The sequence below is a fragment of the Microbacterium aurum genome, from assembly GCF_016907815.1.
Classification (GTDB): domain Bacteria; phylum Actinomycetota; class Actinomycetes; order Actinomycetales; family Microbacteriaceae; genus Microbacterium; species Microbacterium aurum.
Window position 1 is genome coordinate 2473765 of sequence record NZ_JAFBCQ010000001.1, and the last position, 16154, is coordinate 2489918.

At 71.8% G+C, this 16154-nt stretch carries 14 protein-coding genes; all 14 read left to right on the forward strand.

Going from position 1 to position 16154, the window contains the following annotated elements; genetic code table 11:
- Positions 1-22 precede the first annotated feature (22 nt).
- On the forward strand, positions 23-2686 hold the full coding sequence (alaS, locus tag JOD60_RS12205) for an alanine--tRNA ligase (RefSeq protein ID WP_076690850.1): 2664 nt from the start codon (positions 23-25) through the stop codon (positions 2684-2686).
- Positions 2683-3156, forward strand: coding sequence for a Holliday junction resolvase RuvX (gene ruvX, locus JOD60_RS12210; protein ID WP_076690851.1), 474 nt, complete (start codon positions 2683-2685; stop codon positions 3154-3156). Before alaS ends, ruvX begins: the two co-directional genes overlap by 4 nt.
- On the forward strand, positions 3156-4652 hold the full coding sequence (gene mltG, locus JOD60_RS12215; protein ID WP_076690852.1) for an endolytic transglycosylase MltG: 1497 nt from the start codon (positions 3156-3158) through the stop codon (positions 4650-4652). The genes ruvX and mltG overlap by 1 nt, the downstream gene beginning before the upstream one ends.
- Entirely contained in the window at positions 4646-5485 is an 840-nt protein-coding gene (locus JOD60_RS12220; RefSeq protein ID WP_076690853.1) for a shikimate dehydrogenase family protein, read from the forward strand. The genes mltG and JOD60_RS12220 overlap by 7 nt, the downstream gene beginning before the upstream one ends.
- 4 nt (positions 5486-5489) lie before the next feature.
- Positions 5490-6701, forward strand: a complete 1212-nt coding sequence (aroC, locus tag JOD60_RS12225; RefSeq protein WP_076690854.1) for a chorismate synthase — start codon at positions 5490-5492, stop codon at positions 6699-6701.
- On the forward strand, positions 6698-7270 hold the full coding sequence (locus tag JOD60_RS12230; protein WP_076690855.1) for a shikimate kinase: 573 nt from the start codon (positions 6698-6700) through the stop codon (positions 7268-7270). The genes aroC and JOD60_RS12230 overlap by 4 nt, the downstream gene beginning before the upstream one ends.
- On the forward strand, positions 7267-8349 hold the full coding sequence (gene aroB, locus JOD60_RS12235; protein WP_076690856.1) for a 3-dehydroquinate synthase: 1083 nt from the start codon (positions 7267-7269) through the stop codon (positions 8347-8349). The genes JOD60_RS12230 and aroB overlap by 4 nt, the downstream gene beginning before the upstream one ends.
- Positions 8350-8410: 61 nt before the next feature.
- Positions 8411-8728 (forward strand): hypothetical protein, encoded by a 318-nt coding sequence (locus JOD60_RS12240; RefSeq protein WP_076690857.1) that lies wholly within the window; start codon positions 8411-8413, stop codon positions 8726-8728.
- A complete protein-coding gene (locus JOD60_RS12245; protein WP_076690858.1) occupies positions 8709-10412 on the forward strand; it encodes an alpha/beta hydrolase in 1704 nt (567 codons plus the stop codon). The genes JOD60_RS12240 and JOD60_RS12245 overlap by 20 nt, the downstream gene beginning before the upstream one ends.
- Before the next feature lie 86 nt (positions 10413-10498).
- Positions 10499-11023 (forward strand): hypothetical protein, encoded by a 525-nt coding sequence (locus tag JOD60_RS12250; protein WP_076690859.1) that lies wholly within the window; start codon positions 10499-10501, stop codon positions 11021-11023.
- A gap of 26 nt (positions 11024-11049) precedes the next feature.
- On the forward strand, positions 11050-11505 hold the full coding sequence (aroQ, locus tag JOD60_RS12255) for a type II 3-dehydroquinate dehydratase (protein ID WP_076690860.1): 456 nt from the start codon (positions 11050-11052) through the stop codon (positions 11503-11505).
- Between the two features lie 162 nt (positions 11506-11667).
- The gene (gene efp, locus JOD60_RS12260) at positions 11668-12228 is read left to right on the forward strand and encodes an elongation factor P (RefSeq protein WP_076690861.1); all 561 of its coding nucleotides are present in this window, start codon (positions 11668-11670) and stop codon (positions 12226-12228) included.
- An 18-nt stretch (positions 12229-12246) separates the two neighbouring features.
- The gene (gene nusB, locus JOD60_RS12265) at positions 12247-12657 is read left to right on the forward strand and encodes a transcription antitermination factor NusB (protein ID WP_076690862.1); all 411 of its coding nucleotides are present in this window, start codon (positions 12247-12249) and stop codon (positions 12655-12657) included.
- 69 nt (positions 12658-12726) lie between these two features.
- Entirely contained in the window at positions 12727-16098 is a 3372-nt protein-coding gene (locus JOD60_RS12270; protein WP_076690863.1) for a DEAD/DEAH box helicase, read from the forward strand.
- The last annotated feature ends 56 nt before the right edge of the window (positions 16099-16154 follow it).

Here is a 16154-nt window from a genome sequence, read left to right on the forward strand (position 1 = left end):
ACAGACTCCACAGGAACCCGAGATGAAGACCGCCGAGATCGCGCAGCGCTACCTGGACTACTTCGAGAAGAACGGGCACACGATCGTGCCCTCGGCATCCCTGGTCACGGACGACCCGGCGCTGCTGTTCACCGTCGCCGGAATGGTGCCCTTCATTCCCTACCTCTCGGGTGATGTGCCCGCGCCGTACCCGCGCGCCGCCGACAACCAGAAGTGCATCCGGACGAACGACATCGAAGAGGTCGGCAAGACGCCGCGTCACGGCACCTTCTTCCAGATGCTCGGCAACTGGTCGTTCGGCGACTACTTCAAAGAGGGCGCGATCCGCTACGCGTGGGAGCTGCTCACGACGAGCGAGGCCGACGGCGGGCTCGGGTTCGACCCGAAGGATCTGTGGGTCACGGTGTACGAGGAGGACGACGAAGCGCACGACCTGTGGCGCCGGCTCACCGACCTCCCCGAGGAGCGCATCCAGCGCCTCGGCAAGGACACCAACTACTGGTCGACCGGGCTGCCCGGCCCCGCCGGCCCCTGCTCGGAGATCTTCTTCGACCGCGGCCCCGCGTACGGCATCGACGGGGGACCGGCGACCGACGACGACCGGTATGTCGAGATCTGGAACCTCGTGTTCATGCAGTACGAGATCACCGACGTTAAGAGCAAGTACGACTTCACGATCGTCGGCGAGCTGCCGAACAAGAACATCGACACCGGCATGGGCCTGGAACGGATCGCCTTCATCAAGCAGGGCGTCGACAACATGTACGAGACCGACCAGGTGCGTCCCGTGCTCGACGCGGCTGTGCGCCTGTCCGGCAAGACGTACGGTGCGGACCACGACGACGATGTGCGCTTCCGCGTGGTGGCCGACCACGTGCGCTCGTCCCTGATGCTGTTGAGCGACGGTGTCACGCCCTCCAACGACGGCCGCGGCTACATCCTGCGCCGCCTCATGCGCCGCGCCATCCGCTCGATGCGCCTGCTCGGTGTCGACGGTCCCACGTTCGCGACGCTGTTCGCGGCGTCGCGCGACGCGATGAAGGACGCCTACCCGGTCGTCGCCGACGAGTACGAGCGGCTGTCGGCGTACGCCCTCGCCGAGGAGGCGACGTTCCTGCGGACCCTCGCGGCCGGCTCGGAGAACCTCGATGCGTCGATCGCGGCGGCGAAGGATGCCGGGGCCACCCAGATCGGCGGTGCCGAGGCGTTCCTGCTGCACGACACGTACGGCTTCCCGATCGACCTGACGCTGGAGATCGTCGAGGAGGCGGGGCTGAGCGTCGACCGGGACGCGTTCGACACCCTCATGCAGGAGCAGCGCGCCCGCGCGAAGGCGGATGCCCGCTCCCGCAAGCGCCAGCTCGCCGACACCAGCGTGTACCGCGACTTCCGGGCGCAGGGCGAGACGATCTTCACCGGCTACAGCGACCTGGAGACCGAGTCGACCGTGCTCGGGCTGCTCGTGGATGGTCTGCCCGCCCAGCGGGCGACGACCGGTCAGATCGCCGAGGTGATCCTCGCCGAGACCGCCCTGTACGCCGAGAGCGGCGGTCAGGTCGCCGACAAGGGCATGATCGTGGGCCCCGGGTTCGAGCTGGAAGTCCTCGATGTGCAGAAGCCCGTCCCGGGACTCGTCAGCCACACCGTCGAGGTCACCAGCGGCGAGGTCGGCGTCGGCCAGCCCGCGACGAGCGTCGTGGATGCGGCCAACCGCCGCGCCGCGCAGCAGGCGCACTCCGCGACGCACCTCGTCCACGCCGCGCTGCGCGACACGCTCGGCAAGAGCGCGACGCAGGCGGGCTCCCTCAACCGCGCCGGCTACATGCGCTTCGACTTTGCCTGGGGCCAGACGCTGTCCGAGGCCACCAAGACCGAGATCGAGGAGATCGCCAACAACGCCGTCCGCGACAATCTGCAGGTCACCACACGCGTCCTGCCGCTGGATGAGGCCAAGGCGCTCGGCGCGATGGCCCTGTTCGGCGAGAAGTACGGCGAGACGGTGCGGATGGTCGACATCGGCGGCCCGTGGTCGCGCGAGCTGTGCGCGGGCACGCACGTGTCCAGCTCCGCCGAGGTCGGGCTGATCAACCTCGTCGGCGAGTCGTCGGTCGGCGCGTCCACGCGCCGCGTCGAGGCCCTCGTCGGTTTCGACGCGTTCCGCGAACTCGCTGCCGAGCGGGCCATCGTCTCGCAGCTGACCAGCTCGCTGAAGACCCCCAAGGACCAGCTGCCCGCGCGCATCGCCGAGCTCGCGGCGAGCCTCAAGGCCGCCGAGAAGCGCATCGCCCAGTTCGAGGCGAAGGCGCTCGAGAGCCGGCTTCCCGAGCTCGCGGCGACCGCGCAGGCGGTCGGACCGTTCCGCGTCGTGGCGCAGTCGCTCGGCACCGCCGCATCCGCCGACGACGTGCGCAGCCTCGCGCTGCAGGTGCGTGCGCGCGTGGGGGCGGGCGCCGTCGTGGCGCTCGGCGCCCAGGTCGGCGAGCGTCCGGTCGTGATCGTCGCCACCGACGACGTCGCCCGGGGCGGCGGCGCGCGCGCCGGTGCGCTCGCGAAGACCGCGGCCGCTGTGCTCGGCGGCGGCGGCGGGGGCCGTGACGATGTCGCCCAGGGCGGTGGCACGGATGCCGCGGCGCTCCCGGCTGCCCTCGATGCCCTCACGCGCGCGCTGGAGACGGCGACCGCGTGAGCGGGTTCCGGCCCGGCGTCCGACTCGGCATCGACGTGGGGACCGCCCGCGTCGGGGTCGCGCGCTGCGATCGGGACGGGCTGCTCGCCGTACCCGTCGAAACCGTGCCGCGGACGGATGCCGCGCCACAGCGGGTCGCGGAGCTCGCCGACGAGTACAGCGCGTTCGAGCTCCTCGTGGGTCTGCCGATCAGTCTCAACGGGAACGAGACGGCGTCGACCGCCGATGCCCGCGCGTTCGCGGCGGCGCTGCAGGCGGCATCCGCTCTGCCCGTGCGTCTCGTCGATGAGCGCCTGAGCACGGTGTCGGCGCACGCGGCCCTGCGCGAGTCCGGGCGTTCTCAGCGTTCGTCTCGTAGGATTGTCGACCAAGTCGCCGCCGTCGTCCTGCTGCAGCAGGCGATCGACGTCGAGAAGAGCACCGGTACCCCGGCCGGTGTCTCACTCACCGAGTCGCAGGAGCCGACCTGATGCCCGAGAACCCGCAGGGCGACGACACGTTCGCGGATCTGTTCAGCAAGCTGCCGTCGGCGCGGACGTCGCAGCCTGCCTCCGACGCCGCGCCCACGCCGGCCGCCCCCGACGCGCCGCTGTCGCGGCGCGCCGCGCGCGAAGCCGCCGCGGCATCCGAGCCCGACGCGGCCACGGCGCCGGACTCATCGATGCCCGCCGCCGCCGCGCCTGTGGCACCGGTGCCCGCGGCACCGGCCCCCGCCCCAGCGGCGACTGCTCGAGCGGCGACCGCGGCCACGCCGGCCGCCGCGCCCGACGCACCGCGCGCGGCGGCGGCCGCACCCGCCGGCGTCACCGTCGCCGACGCGTCCCCTCAACTGGAGGCGCTGTTCGACGGCGCGGGCGCGGCGAACGCGCGCGACAGCCGGCACGCGAAGGACCGGCGCAAGAGCCGCATCGCGGCGTGGGTCGTCTTCGGCGTGATCCTCGCCATCCTCGGCGGCATTACCGCCGGTGGTTTCTACGTGTGGAACACGTACGAGGACAAGATCCGCGCGTTCATGGGCTGGGAGGAGCCGAAGGACTACGAGGCGGGCCTGGCCACCGGCGAGGCGCTCGTCACGATCGTCAGCGGCGACACCGGCTCCACCATCTCGCAGTCCCTGTATGACGCCGGCGTCACAAAGACGCCCGAGGCGTTCTACGACTACCTCGTGCAGTCCGCGCAGAACCCGCCGTTCCAGCCGGGTGTCTACGCCCTCCAGCAGAAGATGACCTCCGCGGCGGCCCTCACCGCACTCCTGGACCCCGCGAACAAGCAGGACTTCACGGCGCAGCTGCCTGAAGGCCTCACCGAGGCGCAGACGCTGGAGCGCCTGTCCGCCAGTCTCGGACTGCCCCTGGCCGACCTGCAGGCGGCGACCGCCGACCCGTCCGCCTACGGGGTCACGGCGACGAGTCTCGAAGGCTGGCTGTTCCCGGCGACGTACACGTTCGATCCCGGCGTGACTGCGCAGGACGTCATCACGACGCTCGTGAACCGCACGGTCCAGTCGCTCGACACCGCCGGGGTGCCCGTCGATCAGCGCCAGCAGGTGCTCATCACGGCGTCGATCATCGAGCGCGAGGCCCGCCTGCCCGACGACTTCTACAAGGTGTCGCGCGTCATCTCGAACCGGCTTGCGGACGGCATGAAGCTGCAGATGGATTCCACCGCGCAGTACGGCTATGGCGAGATGCACGACGGCAGCGCGAGCTCGTCGAAAGAGGCCCTCGAGGACGACAACGCCTGGAACACGTACGTGATCGACGGCCTGCCGGCCACCCCGATCTCCAACCCGGGCGACACCGCGATCGACGCGGCGATGCACCCCGCCGACGGGAACTGGCTCTACTTCGTCACCTGGAACATGGACACCGGCGAGACGATCTTCTCCGACACCTACGCCGAACACGAGGCCGCGATCGCCAAGTGGGACGAGTGGTGCGCCGCGAACGACAACCGCGGATGCTGACCGGGCCGACCCGGCTGGAGGTCTGGGGCGACCCCATCGACCACAGCCTGTCACCGCGCCTCCACGCCGCCGCGTACGCGCGCCTCGGCTGGGACTGGACCTACGGGCGCCGCCGCGTCGACGCCGCCGGTTTCGCCGTCGAGGTCGACGGTCTCGACGCGTCGTACCGCGGGCTGTCGCTGACCTTTCCCCTGAAGGCGGCGGCCTTCGCCGCCGCCACGACGCGCGATCGCCCGGCGGAACTGACCGGCGCGGTCAACACGATCGTGTTGACGGGCGGGGAGCGCCGCGGATTCAACACCGACGTCGGCGGGATCGTCGCCGACGTGCAGGCGCAGGGGGTCACCACTCTCGACCGCGCACGCATCGTGGGAGCGGGCGCGACGGCGACGTCGGCGCTCGTCGCGCTCGCGCAGCTCGGTGCACGGACGGTCGAGGTCGTCGCCCGCCGCCCGCAGGCGGCCCATGCTCTCGCCGCGCTGGGGGAGCGCCTGGCGGTCGCGGTCTCGGTCGCCGCCGTGGAGACCGTGGCCACGGCATCCGTCCCGCTCACCATCTCGACCCTGCCCGGCGGCGCCGCGCTCGACGAGCAGGCGGCCGCACGGCTCGCCGCGGGCGGCGGACTGCTCTACGACGTCGTCTACGGGCACTGGCCGACGGCGCTCGCGACCGCGTGGCAGCAGGCGGGCGGGCGCGCCGTGGACGGCCGAGGGATGCTGCTGCGTCAGGCGGTGCTGCAGATCCGCGCTTTCGCGACGGGCGCGGTGACCGAGCCGCTGCCGGACGAAGAGGACGTCGTGGACGTCATGCGCTCGGCGCTCATGGGAGACTAGGCGCATGCTCCGCGTGCTCACGGCCGGCGAATCCCACGGCCCCGAACTCGTCGCCTTCATGGAGGGTCTGCCCGCCGGCGTCCCCGTTTCGCGCGCCGCGATCCAGGCGGATCTCGCGCGCCGCAAGCTCGGCTACGGCCGCGGCTCGCGGATGAAGTTCGAGGAGGACGAGCTGACGATCTCCGCCGGCGTCCGCCACGGTTACACGATCGGCAGCCCGGTCGCGCTGCGCGTCGGCAACACCGAGTGGCCCAAGTGGACCGAGGTCATGAGCGCGGAGCCGGTGGAGCTCACCGACCGCTCGCGCGGACGCGGCGCGGCGCTCACGCGCCCCCGGCCGGGGCACGCCGACCTCGTCGGCATGCAGAAGTACGGCTTCGACGAGGCTCGCCCGATCCTCGAGCGTGCGAGCGCCCGCGAGACCGCGGCGCGGGTCGCGCTCGGCGCCATCGCACGCTCCTTCCTCGGCGAACTCGGCATCCGCCTGGTCAGCCACACGCTGTCGATCGGTCCGGTCCGCGCGCCCGAGGACGCCGCGCTGCCGACGCCCGACGACGTCGACGCGCTCGATGCCGATCCGCTGCGCTGCTTCGACGCCGCCACTTCGGCGGCGATGGTCGCCGAAGTCGACGCCGCCAAGAAGGACGGCGACACGCTCGGCGGCATCGTCGAGGTGCTCGCCTACGGCGTGCCTCCGGGGCTCGGTTCGCACGTGCAATGGGACCGGCGCCTGGACGGCCGGCTCGCTCAGGCTCTCATGTCAATCCAGGCGATCAAGGGCGTCGAGGTGGGCGACGGGTTCGAGACCACGCGCCGGCGCGGCTCCGCCGCCCACGACGAGCTGTTCGCGGCATCCGCGGGGATCACGCGCGCCACCGACAAGGCGGGCGGCACGGAAGGCGGCATGTCCACCGGCACCGTGCTGCGCGTGCGCGCCGGTATGAAGCCGATCGCGACGGTCCCGCATTCGCTGCGCACGATCGACGTCGCCACCGGCGAGGCCGCCACCGCGCACCACCAGCGCTCCGACGTGTGCGCCGTCCCGGCAGCCGGCGTCGTCGCCGAGGCGATGGTCGCCATCGTCCTCGCCGAGGCCGTCCTGGAGAAGTTCGGCGGCGACAGCGTCGCAGAGACTCGCCGGAACCTCGAGGGCTACCTCGCCGCCATTCCGGAGAACCTCCAGACGGCCGGCGGCAGCGACCCCGCGATCGGATGACCGAGCCCGCAATCGTCCTCATCGGACCGATGGGCGCCGGCAAGACGAGCATCGGCAAGCGCGTCGCGAAGCAGCTCGGCCTGCGTTTCGCGGACAGCGACGCCGCCGTCGTGCGCGCACACGGACCCATCGACCGCATCTTCGCCGAGTACGGCGAACCGCACTTCCGCGAGCTGGAGCGCGCGGCCGTGGCCGAGGCGCTGCGCGCGGGGGGCGTCGTCGCGCTCGGCGGCGGTGCCGTGCTGCATCCGCAGACGCAGCGCGATCTCGCCGACCACCGCGTCGTGCTGCTCACCGTCTCGCCGCACAACGTCGCCGCCCGCATCCGCGGCGGCAAACGGCCGCTGCTGGCGGACGGCGATGCGATCGCCCGCTGGCACGAGATCTACGCCGCGCGACGCCCCGTCTACGAGCGTCTCGCCGACGTCGTCTTCGACACGTCGACCGGCCCGCTGCAGGACGTCGCCGACGCTCTCGCCGCCTGGCTCGCCGGGACCGCGGCCGCCGGCCCCGCCGGCGACACCCCGGCGACGGATTCCGCGACCACCCACCCGGGAGAGACCCCATGACCGAGAACACCGTGATCACCGTCGCCGGCGATCAGCCCTACGACATCACGATCGGCCGCGACATCCTGCCCCTGGTCGCCGAGGTGCTGCCGCCAAGCGCGCGCAAGGTGCTCGTCGTGCACCCGCCCACACTGGCGGCGCAGGCGGCGGCACTGCGCGAGACCCTCATGGCCGGCGGCGAGCGTCAGGTGCTTCTGGCGGAGATCCCCGACGCCGAGCAGGGCAAGCGCGTCGAGGTCGCCGCCTTCTGCTGGCAGGTCATGGGTCAGGCCGACTTCACCCGCACCGACGCGGTCGTCGGCTTCGGCGGGGGCGCCGTGACCGACCTCGCCGGCTTCGCCGCGGCCACCTGGCTGCGCGGTGTGGCGGTCGTGCAGGTGCCGACGACCGTGCTCGGCATGGTCGACGCCGCCGTGGGCGGCAAGACCGGCATCAACACCGCCGAGGGCAAGAACCTCGTCGGTGCGTTCTGGCCGCCGCGGGCGGTCGTGTGCGATCTCGCACTGCTCGATTCGCTGAGCCGCAACGAGCGGGTCGCCGGCTTCGCCGAGGTCGTGAAGGCGGGCTTCATCTGGTACCCCGAGATCCTCGAGCTCATCGAAGCGGATCCGGAGGCGGCCGTCGACCCGCACACGCCCGCGTTCCGGCGCTGCATCGAGCTCGCCATCCAGATGAAGGCGCGCGTCGTGGGGGAGGACCTGCGCGAGGCGGGCCTGCGCGAGGTGCTGAACTATGGCCACACACTCGGCCACGCGATCGAGCATGCCGAGCGCTACCAGTGGCGTCACGGCGCCGCGATCTCGGTGGGGATGGTGTTCGCCGCCGAACTGTCCCGGCTCGCCGGTCGCCTTTCGGATGCCGCGGCGCAGCGCCACCGCGACGTCCTCGAGCTGCTGGGACTGCCCACCTCCTACCGCGCCGGCGCCTGGCAGCAACTGCTGGCGACGATGCAGCGCGACAAGAAGACGCGCGGTGCGATGCTGCGCTTCATCGTGCTCGACGACATCGCCAAGCCCACGGTGCTGCAGGCGCCCGACGAGTCGCTGCTGTTCGCGGCCTATCAGGAGGTCGGCGCGTAGACCACCCGGTGGGCAGTTCTGCCCATCGACGCCACCGGGGCACCGTGGTCGAATCGGTGACGTGGAGAACGACGTCGCGATCGATCGCACTGCGCTGGAGCAGGCGAAGATCATCCTCGGCGCCTCGATCGGCCAGTACGGCCTCTACGCCGAGGACACGTGGCGTCGTGACACCGGCATCGGCAACCCCTGCGGTCGCACGCTTCTGCGGGTGGCGCTGGAGAACGCCCTCGGCGAGGCGCTCATGCGCGTGCGCGGCGACGTCGCAGACGGCGACGAGCTCGCCGCCGGGTTGCAGACCGTGCTCGATGCGTTCGCCGATCTCGACGCCACGCTCGGGAGGGGGTGGAACCGTGACGATGTCGCTGACCTCGCCTGAGCGCGGCTATCCGCTGGAGCGCATCGACTACGACTCCGGGGCGATCGAGGGTGTCGCGGCGGCGCTGGCGACCCTCGTCGACCACGCGGCGGATGCGTGCGTCGTCCTGGACAGCATCCACCACGGGCTCGAGGGGCGTGGCAGGGCGATCGACACGGCCACGGATGCCGCGGGCCGGCTGTCTCAGCGCGTGCAGCCCACCGCGGCCACGATCGGGCGCATCGTCGACGTGCTCCGCGGCTACGTCGACGCCGTGAGCTCCCATGCGCGGATCGCGAACGACCTCATCGACGAGATCGAGAGCGCCCACGCCACGCTGCAGGTCGCCGAGGATGCCGCCGCCGACGCCCGTGCGCAGCAGGACGCGCTGGGCGCGGACACCTGGGCCGCCGTGGCCGGCGCGGCATCGGCGATCGACGACGCCGACGGCGACGGCGACCTCGACGCGCGGCGGGGCGCGCTGGGTGAACTGTGGTCGCGGTGGGAGTCGGCGTACCGGTGCTGGGACGACGCCTACGGGGCGGCGCTGACGGCCCTCGTCACGGCGTCCGGCACGACCGATGACCCCGGCATCCGGATGGCGATCTCCTCGCTCGCGCACGCCGATGCGCCCGCCGAGGTCGCCGCGATCTGGGCGAGCCTCAGCCCGCAGGAGCAGCAGGAGCTGTTCGAGCGGCATCCCGGCTTCATCGGGAACCTGGAGGGGGTGCCGTACCCGGTGCGCTTCGACGCCAACCGCGCCGTCTACGAGAGGACGGTAAATGGCATGCCGTACGGCGAACCGCTGGACGGTCAGCTGCGGCAGCTGGGCAGCGAGCTCGGCGCGGAGTTCGGCGGCGAGCTCCTGATGTTCCACCCCTTCGAGCAGCCGCAGGCGACCGCTGCCGTCATGTACGGCGTGGGCGCGACCCTCGATCGGGACGGGCGCATCGTGGGTGATCCCCTCGCGAGCGTGACGAATGTCAGCACCCTCGTCGGAGGGATGTTCTCGAGCCTCGACGACCTCCAGAGTTGGGGCGTGAGTGCGCGCAACCTCAATGACTTCGCCGATGCCTACGGCGAGGAGGGCACACGGTCGGTGTCGATCGCGTGGTACGGCTACGACTCGCCGAACCTCGCGACCGAGCACACCATGGGCAGCGCCACCGAGGGCGCCGCGCGCCTCAGGGACACGCTGCGGGGACTCGACCACGAGGTCGGCGATCGAGTGGCCTCGTCGGTCATCGGGCACTCGTATGGCAGCACGACCGCCTTCCTCGCGGTCGGCGGCGCACACATCGACCTCGGCGTCGACCGTCTGATCGCCGTCGGGTCGGCGGGCGTGCCGGACGGATACCACGCCACGTGGACGGGCGATGATCCGATGGACTACTCCGGCGTGGAGGTCTACGCCTCGCGCGCGCCCGGTGATGTCATCGCGCGCTACGGCGAGGTCAGCTCGTTCGGCCACGGCACCAACCCCGGCGACCTCCCCGGCGCGATCGAGTTCGAGAGCGACGGCGGTACGGCCCCCTCGCTGTCGGGCGGCACCGAGCAGGTGCTCCGGACCCCCGGCCACGCGGCACACGACGGCGGCAACTCGGTGTGGGGCTGGTGGGAGAAGGGCAACGGCTACCTGTCCCGGGACTCGGAGTCGTTCCGTAACATAGCGACCATCGTCGCAAGGGGAGAGGTGCTGCCGTGAGCCGTGGTCGGAGGGGCGTGGTCGCGGTGGCCGGGCTCGTGACGCTGCTGTTGGCGGGATGTGGAGGAACGGTGGAGCAACCGACGATGGAAGAGCAGTTCGCGCAGGCCGAGCGGCTCTACTACGCGTACCGCGAGACCACCAACGGGGTGCTGGCCGCGATCGACGAGGGCGCGTGGAAGGTCAACGGCTACGGCATGACGCCGTCGGGCGCGGGATGCGGCGACGGCTGGAAGTACGAGCTGTCCCGCTCCACGAAGGTCGACCCGGCAGATGCTCCCGCACGGCGCACCGCCGCCGTCGACTACCTCGTGGGCGAGGGCTTCGAGGTCGAGGGCATGGATCTCGGCGACGACGAGCTGGGATCGCGCGATGTGATCGTCCGTGAGCAGGGGGTCTACTCGCTCCTGACGGTGACGTTCGCGACGGGCGGCAACGTCCTCGTCGTCGCCACCACGCCGTGCAACCCGGGCGACCCGCACGCGCTCGCGGACCGCATCGTCGGCGACGTGCGCCCCGGTCAGGGGTATTTCCCGAAGCGGGAGTCGCCGTCGGATCCGCTGTTCTTCGGCATCACGCCGGGCGACCCGCAGTTCACCGACGAGCCCTGAACACCCTCTGCGGATAGGGTGATCGCGTGACCGCGCCCCGCCTCCTGCTCGTGAACGGACCGAATCTGAACCTCCTCGGCATCCGTGAGCCGGATGTCTACGGCCACGAGACGCTCGCCGACGTCGAGCGGCTCGTGACGGATGCCGCCGCCGCGCACGGCTTCGACGTGACAGCTGTGCAGAGCAATCACGAGGGCGTCCTGATCGACGCGATCCATGAGGCCCGTACGACCTGCGCGGGGATCGTCATCAATCCGGGCGGACTGACGCACACCTCCGTCGTCCTGCGCGACGCGCTGGCGGGCGTGGCGCTCCCCGTCGCGGAAGTCCACATCTCCGATGTGTACGCCCGCGAGGAGTTCCGCCACCACTCGTACGTACGCGACGTCGCCGCCGTGCACGTCGTCGGTGAGGGCGTCGCCGGCTACGCGCGCGCCGTCTCGCTGCTGATCGACGTCATCGCGGGGCGCGCCGAGGGCTGATCCGCCCCGCGGCGAACGCTGATCCGCGGTCGGATCAGGAGCGCTATCGCCGCCCGACCGCACGACGCACACACGGCATCCCGTAGAATCGTGCGTCGGGCCGGTCGGCCCTGCACGCTTCGAAGGCTCAGCGACCGCTGGGCGGGACGGAACTCCACACTCATGGCATCCACCGCAGACATCCGCAACGGCGTCGTCCTCTCGATCGACGGCCAGCTCTGGAACGTCGTGGAATTCCAGCACGTCAAGCCCGGCAAGGGCGGCGCGTTCGTTCGCACGAAGCTGAAGAACGTCATGACCGGCAAGGTCGTCGACAAGACGTTCAACGCCGGCGCGAAAGTCGACATCGAGAACGTCGACCGCCGCGACTTCACCTACCTGTACAACGACGGCGAAGGCTTCGTGTTCATGGACGTCGCCGACTACGACCAGATCACGGTCGGCGCGGCGACCGTCGGCGACGCCGCGAACTTCCTGCTCGAGAACCAGCAGGTGCAGATCGCGCTCAACAACGGCAACCCGCTGTACATCGAGCTCCCGGCATCCGTCGTCCTGGAGATCACCTACACCGAGCCGGGCCTGCAGGGCGACCGCTCGTCGGCCGGCACGAAGCCGGCGACCGTCGAGACCGGCTACGAGATCCAGGTTCCGCTGTTCCTCGAGACGGGCACGAAGGTCAAGGTCGACACCCGCACGGGCGACTACCTCGGCCGCGTCAACTGATCGGCGGCGGCTGAGCCGATGAGTGCCCGTTCGAAGGCGCGCAAGCGCGCGCTCGACATCCTGTACCAGTCCGACGTGCGCGGCGACGACCTCGCCTCGACGCTCGCCGCCGAGGCCAAGCGCGCCGCGAGCGAACCGGCCCGCGAGACCTCGTGGCTGTACGCCCGCGAGATCGTCGACGGTGTGATCGACAACCGCGACGAGATCGACGAGCAGATCGTCACCCACGCCAAGGACTGGAAGCTCGAGCGGATGCCGGCGGTCGACCGTGCGATCCTCCGCCTGGCGGTGTGGGAGCTGCTGTTCAACGACGAGGTGCCCGCCGCAGTCGCGATCGACGAGGCCGTGGAGCTCGCCAAGGAGTTCTCCACCGACGACTCCGGTTCGTTCGTGCACGGCGTGCTGGCGCGCATCGCGCGCTCCAGCTGATCCCGCCCGACGCCGACGTCCACGACGGAGTCTTCGCGGCACGTCGGCGGCCCCTGCGAGGATGAAGCGGTGACCGCGCCCCACGTTCCGGATGTCGAGATCCGCCGTGCCGCGTGGGGCGGCGCGTACGAGCGCGGCGTCGGCTACGCGCGCAGCGGCGCCGTGCGCCGCGTGACGTGGGATCCCGACGACAGCACCCTCAGCGGCATCGTGGCCGGCAGCCGCAGCGAGCTGTACCGGTGCAGCATCCGCCTCGACACGAGCGGGGCGCGGCCGCGCATCATGACGGCGCGCTGCTCGTGCCCGATGGCAGAGCACTGCAAGCACACCGTCGCCACCCTCGTGCGCAGCAATGCCGGCGCCGCCGACGGCGTGCACCGCGACCCGGCACCACCGGCGTCGCCGGTGTCGGCCGCACCCATGGCTCCCGCCGCCCCGGGTCCTCGTGCCGCACCGCCGCGCGACGCGCACTGGCGCACGATCCTCGGTGCCGGTGCGGACGCCGGCCGCGGCGAGGGCACCGTCGCCCTCGCCCTCGGCGTGGAACTGCGCGTGCGGGAATCCCGGGCGAACGCCGTGCACTGGGGTCCGCGGCGCGTGCTGCCGGCGACGGCCCGCTCCCTCGACGCCGCCGAGCCCGACGACATCACGGTCGGCGTGCGACCGCTGTCGCGCAGCAGCCGCAGCGGCAAGTGGATCCGCTCCGAGGTGTCCTGGGATGCGCTCCGCCGCGCGCCGCTGCGCTACCGCCGCGACCAGTTCCGCTGGTTCACGACCCTCTTCGGGATCGTCCACGACACCCGCGTGCTGGGCGGATACCGCGACGACTCCGAGTGGGTGACCCTCGACAGCGTCGAGTCGAGCCTGCTGTGGTCGCACCTCGCAGCGGCGGACGCGCTCGGCATCCCGCTCGTCGCCGTCTCCAGCGACCAGACGGTCACCCTCGCCCCCCGCGCCCACGTGGAGGTCGTGATCGGAAAGGCGGATGCCGGGGGCCTGAGCGTCGCCGCCGCCGTCGCGATCGGCGAGGAGGTCGCCGATCCGGGCACGGTGCGCCCCGTCGGGCACTCCGGCGTCTATCGGTTCGAGGTGCGCAGCGGCGGCATCGCGCTCACCCTCGCGCCGGCGCCGCTCGGCGACACCGTGCACGACCTGCTCGCCGCGGGGCGCCCGGTGCCCGTCCCTGCCGCCGAGGTCAGCGATTTCTTCGCGCAGGCCTACCCGCGACTGGCGCGCGACGGCGTCGTGGCCGCCGGCGCGGGTGTGACGCTGCCGGCACCGGAGCAGACGACGCTCGTCGCGACGGTGCGGTTCCTTCCCGAGGACACGATCCGCGTCGACCTCCGCTGGCAGCGGCCGGGGCTCGGCCGCGCGGCGTTCGACACCAGCGCGGACGATCCCCACGAAGCCGAGCTGCGCCGGGCCGTCGAGCGCGTCTTCACCGATCGTGGGCTCGCGGTCACCGCGGCGGCGACGGTCACCGGCGTCGATGCGGCCGAGTTCGCCGTGCACGTGCTGCCGGCCCTCGAGGAGCTCGACGGCGTGCGCGTGGAGACGAGCGGCCGGCGACGCGTGTACCGCGAGCTCGGCGGCGACCCCCGCATCACGGTGAAGACCGTGGAGACGACGGATGCCGACTGGTTCGACCTCGGCATCCTCGTCGAGATCGGCGGACACCGCATCCCGTTCACGCCGCTGTTTCGCGCCCTCGCACTGCGCAAGAAGAAGGTGCTGCTCTCCGACGGCCACTACTTCTCCCTCGCGCACCCTGCCCTCGACCGCCTGCGCGAGCTCATCGACGAAGCCGCCGACCTGCCGGAGTGGGAGTCGGGCCCGCGGATCAGCCGCTACCAGCTGCCGCTGTGGGAGGACTTCGAAGACCTCGCCGACGAGTCCCAGCCCGCGGTGGCGTGGCGGGCCGCGGCGGAGGGTCTCCGAGTCGCCGCGCCGGTCGCCGTCTCGGTTCCGGCGGCCCTGCATGCGGAGCTCCGCCCGTATCAGCGCGAGGGCTTCGAACGCCTTGGGTTGTGGTGGCGGCACCGGCTCGGCGGCATCCTCGCCGACGACATGGGCCTCGGCAAGACGCTGCAGGTGCTCGCCCTCATCGCACACCTCCGCGAGGGCGGCGAGCGCCGCCCCGTCCTCGTCGTCGCACCGACGTCGGTGCTCGCGACGTGGCGCGCCGAGGCGGCCCGGTTCACGCCGGGGCTGAGGGTGAACCTCGTCGAGGAGACGGCGGGCAAGGCATCGGGGGCGGCTGCGGCGGGACGCATGGCCGGCGCCGATCCGCAGGCGGGGCAGCCGCCCTGGTCGGGTGCCGACGTCGTCGTGACCTCCTACACGCTGCTGCGCCTCGACGCGGACCTCTACGCCGCGGGCGACTTCGCCTGCGTGGTGCTCGACGAAGCACAGTTCGCGAAGAACCCCCGCACGCGCGTGCACCGGGCGGTCCAGGCGCTACGCGCCGACATGGTGGTCGCGGTCACCGGCACCCCGCTGGAGAACTCGCTCACCGAACTGTGGGCGCTGCTGGCTCTCGCCTGCCCCGGGCTGTTCCCCTCGCCGCGCCGGTTCCGCGAGGAGTATGTCAAGCCGATCGAGCAGGGCAAGGTGCCCGAGAACGAAGAGGGCGGCCCCTACCGGGAGCGCCGGCTGGAACGCCTGCGCAGCAGGGTGCGCCCGTTCGTCCTGCGGCGCACGAAGGAGCTCGTCGCGCCCGAGCTTCCGCCGCGACAGGAGCAGGTGCTCACGATCGAGCTCGGCCCGGCGCACCGCGCCGTGTACGACGCCGTCCTGCAGCGGGAGCGCCGCAAGGTGCTGGGGCTGCTCGACGACCTCGACCGCAACCGCTTCATCGTGTTCCGGTCGCTGACACTCCTGCGCCGGCTCGCCCTGGCGCCTGCGCTCGTGGATGCGGGCGACCCCGGCATCCGCTCAGCCAAGCTCGACGCGCTGCGAGAGCAGCTGGGGGAGCTCATCGCCGAAGGCCATCGTGCGCTCGTGTTCAGCCAGTTCACGTCGTACCTCGACCTCGTCCGCGCCGACCTCGACGCCCACGGCATCCGGTACGCGTACCTCGACGGGTCTACCCGGCGCCGCAGCGACGTCGTCGCCGGGTTCCGGGGCGGCGATGTGCCGGTGTTCCTCATCAGCCTGAAGGCCGGCGGTTTCGGCCTCACGCTCACCGAAGCCGACTACGTCTTCCTCATGGATCCGTGGTGGAACCCGGCCGCGGAGGCGCAGGCGGTCGACCGCACCCACCGCATCGGTCAGACGCGCCCTGTGAACGTGTACCGGCTGATCTCCGGCGGCACGATCGAGGAGAAGGTGGTCGCCCTGCAGCAGCGCAAGGCGCGGCTGTTCCAGTCGGTGATGGGCGAGGACGACCTGCTGGCGCAGTCACTCACCGCCGCCGACATCCGCGATCTGCTCGAGCCGTGAACGGCACGCGCCCAGCGGGGCGCCAGGATCGCGGGGCGACCGCCGCGTAGACTCGA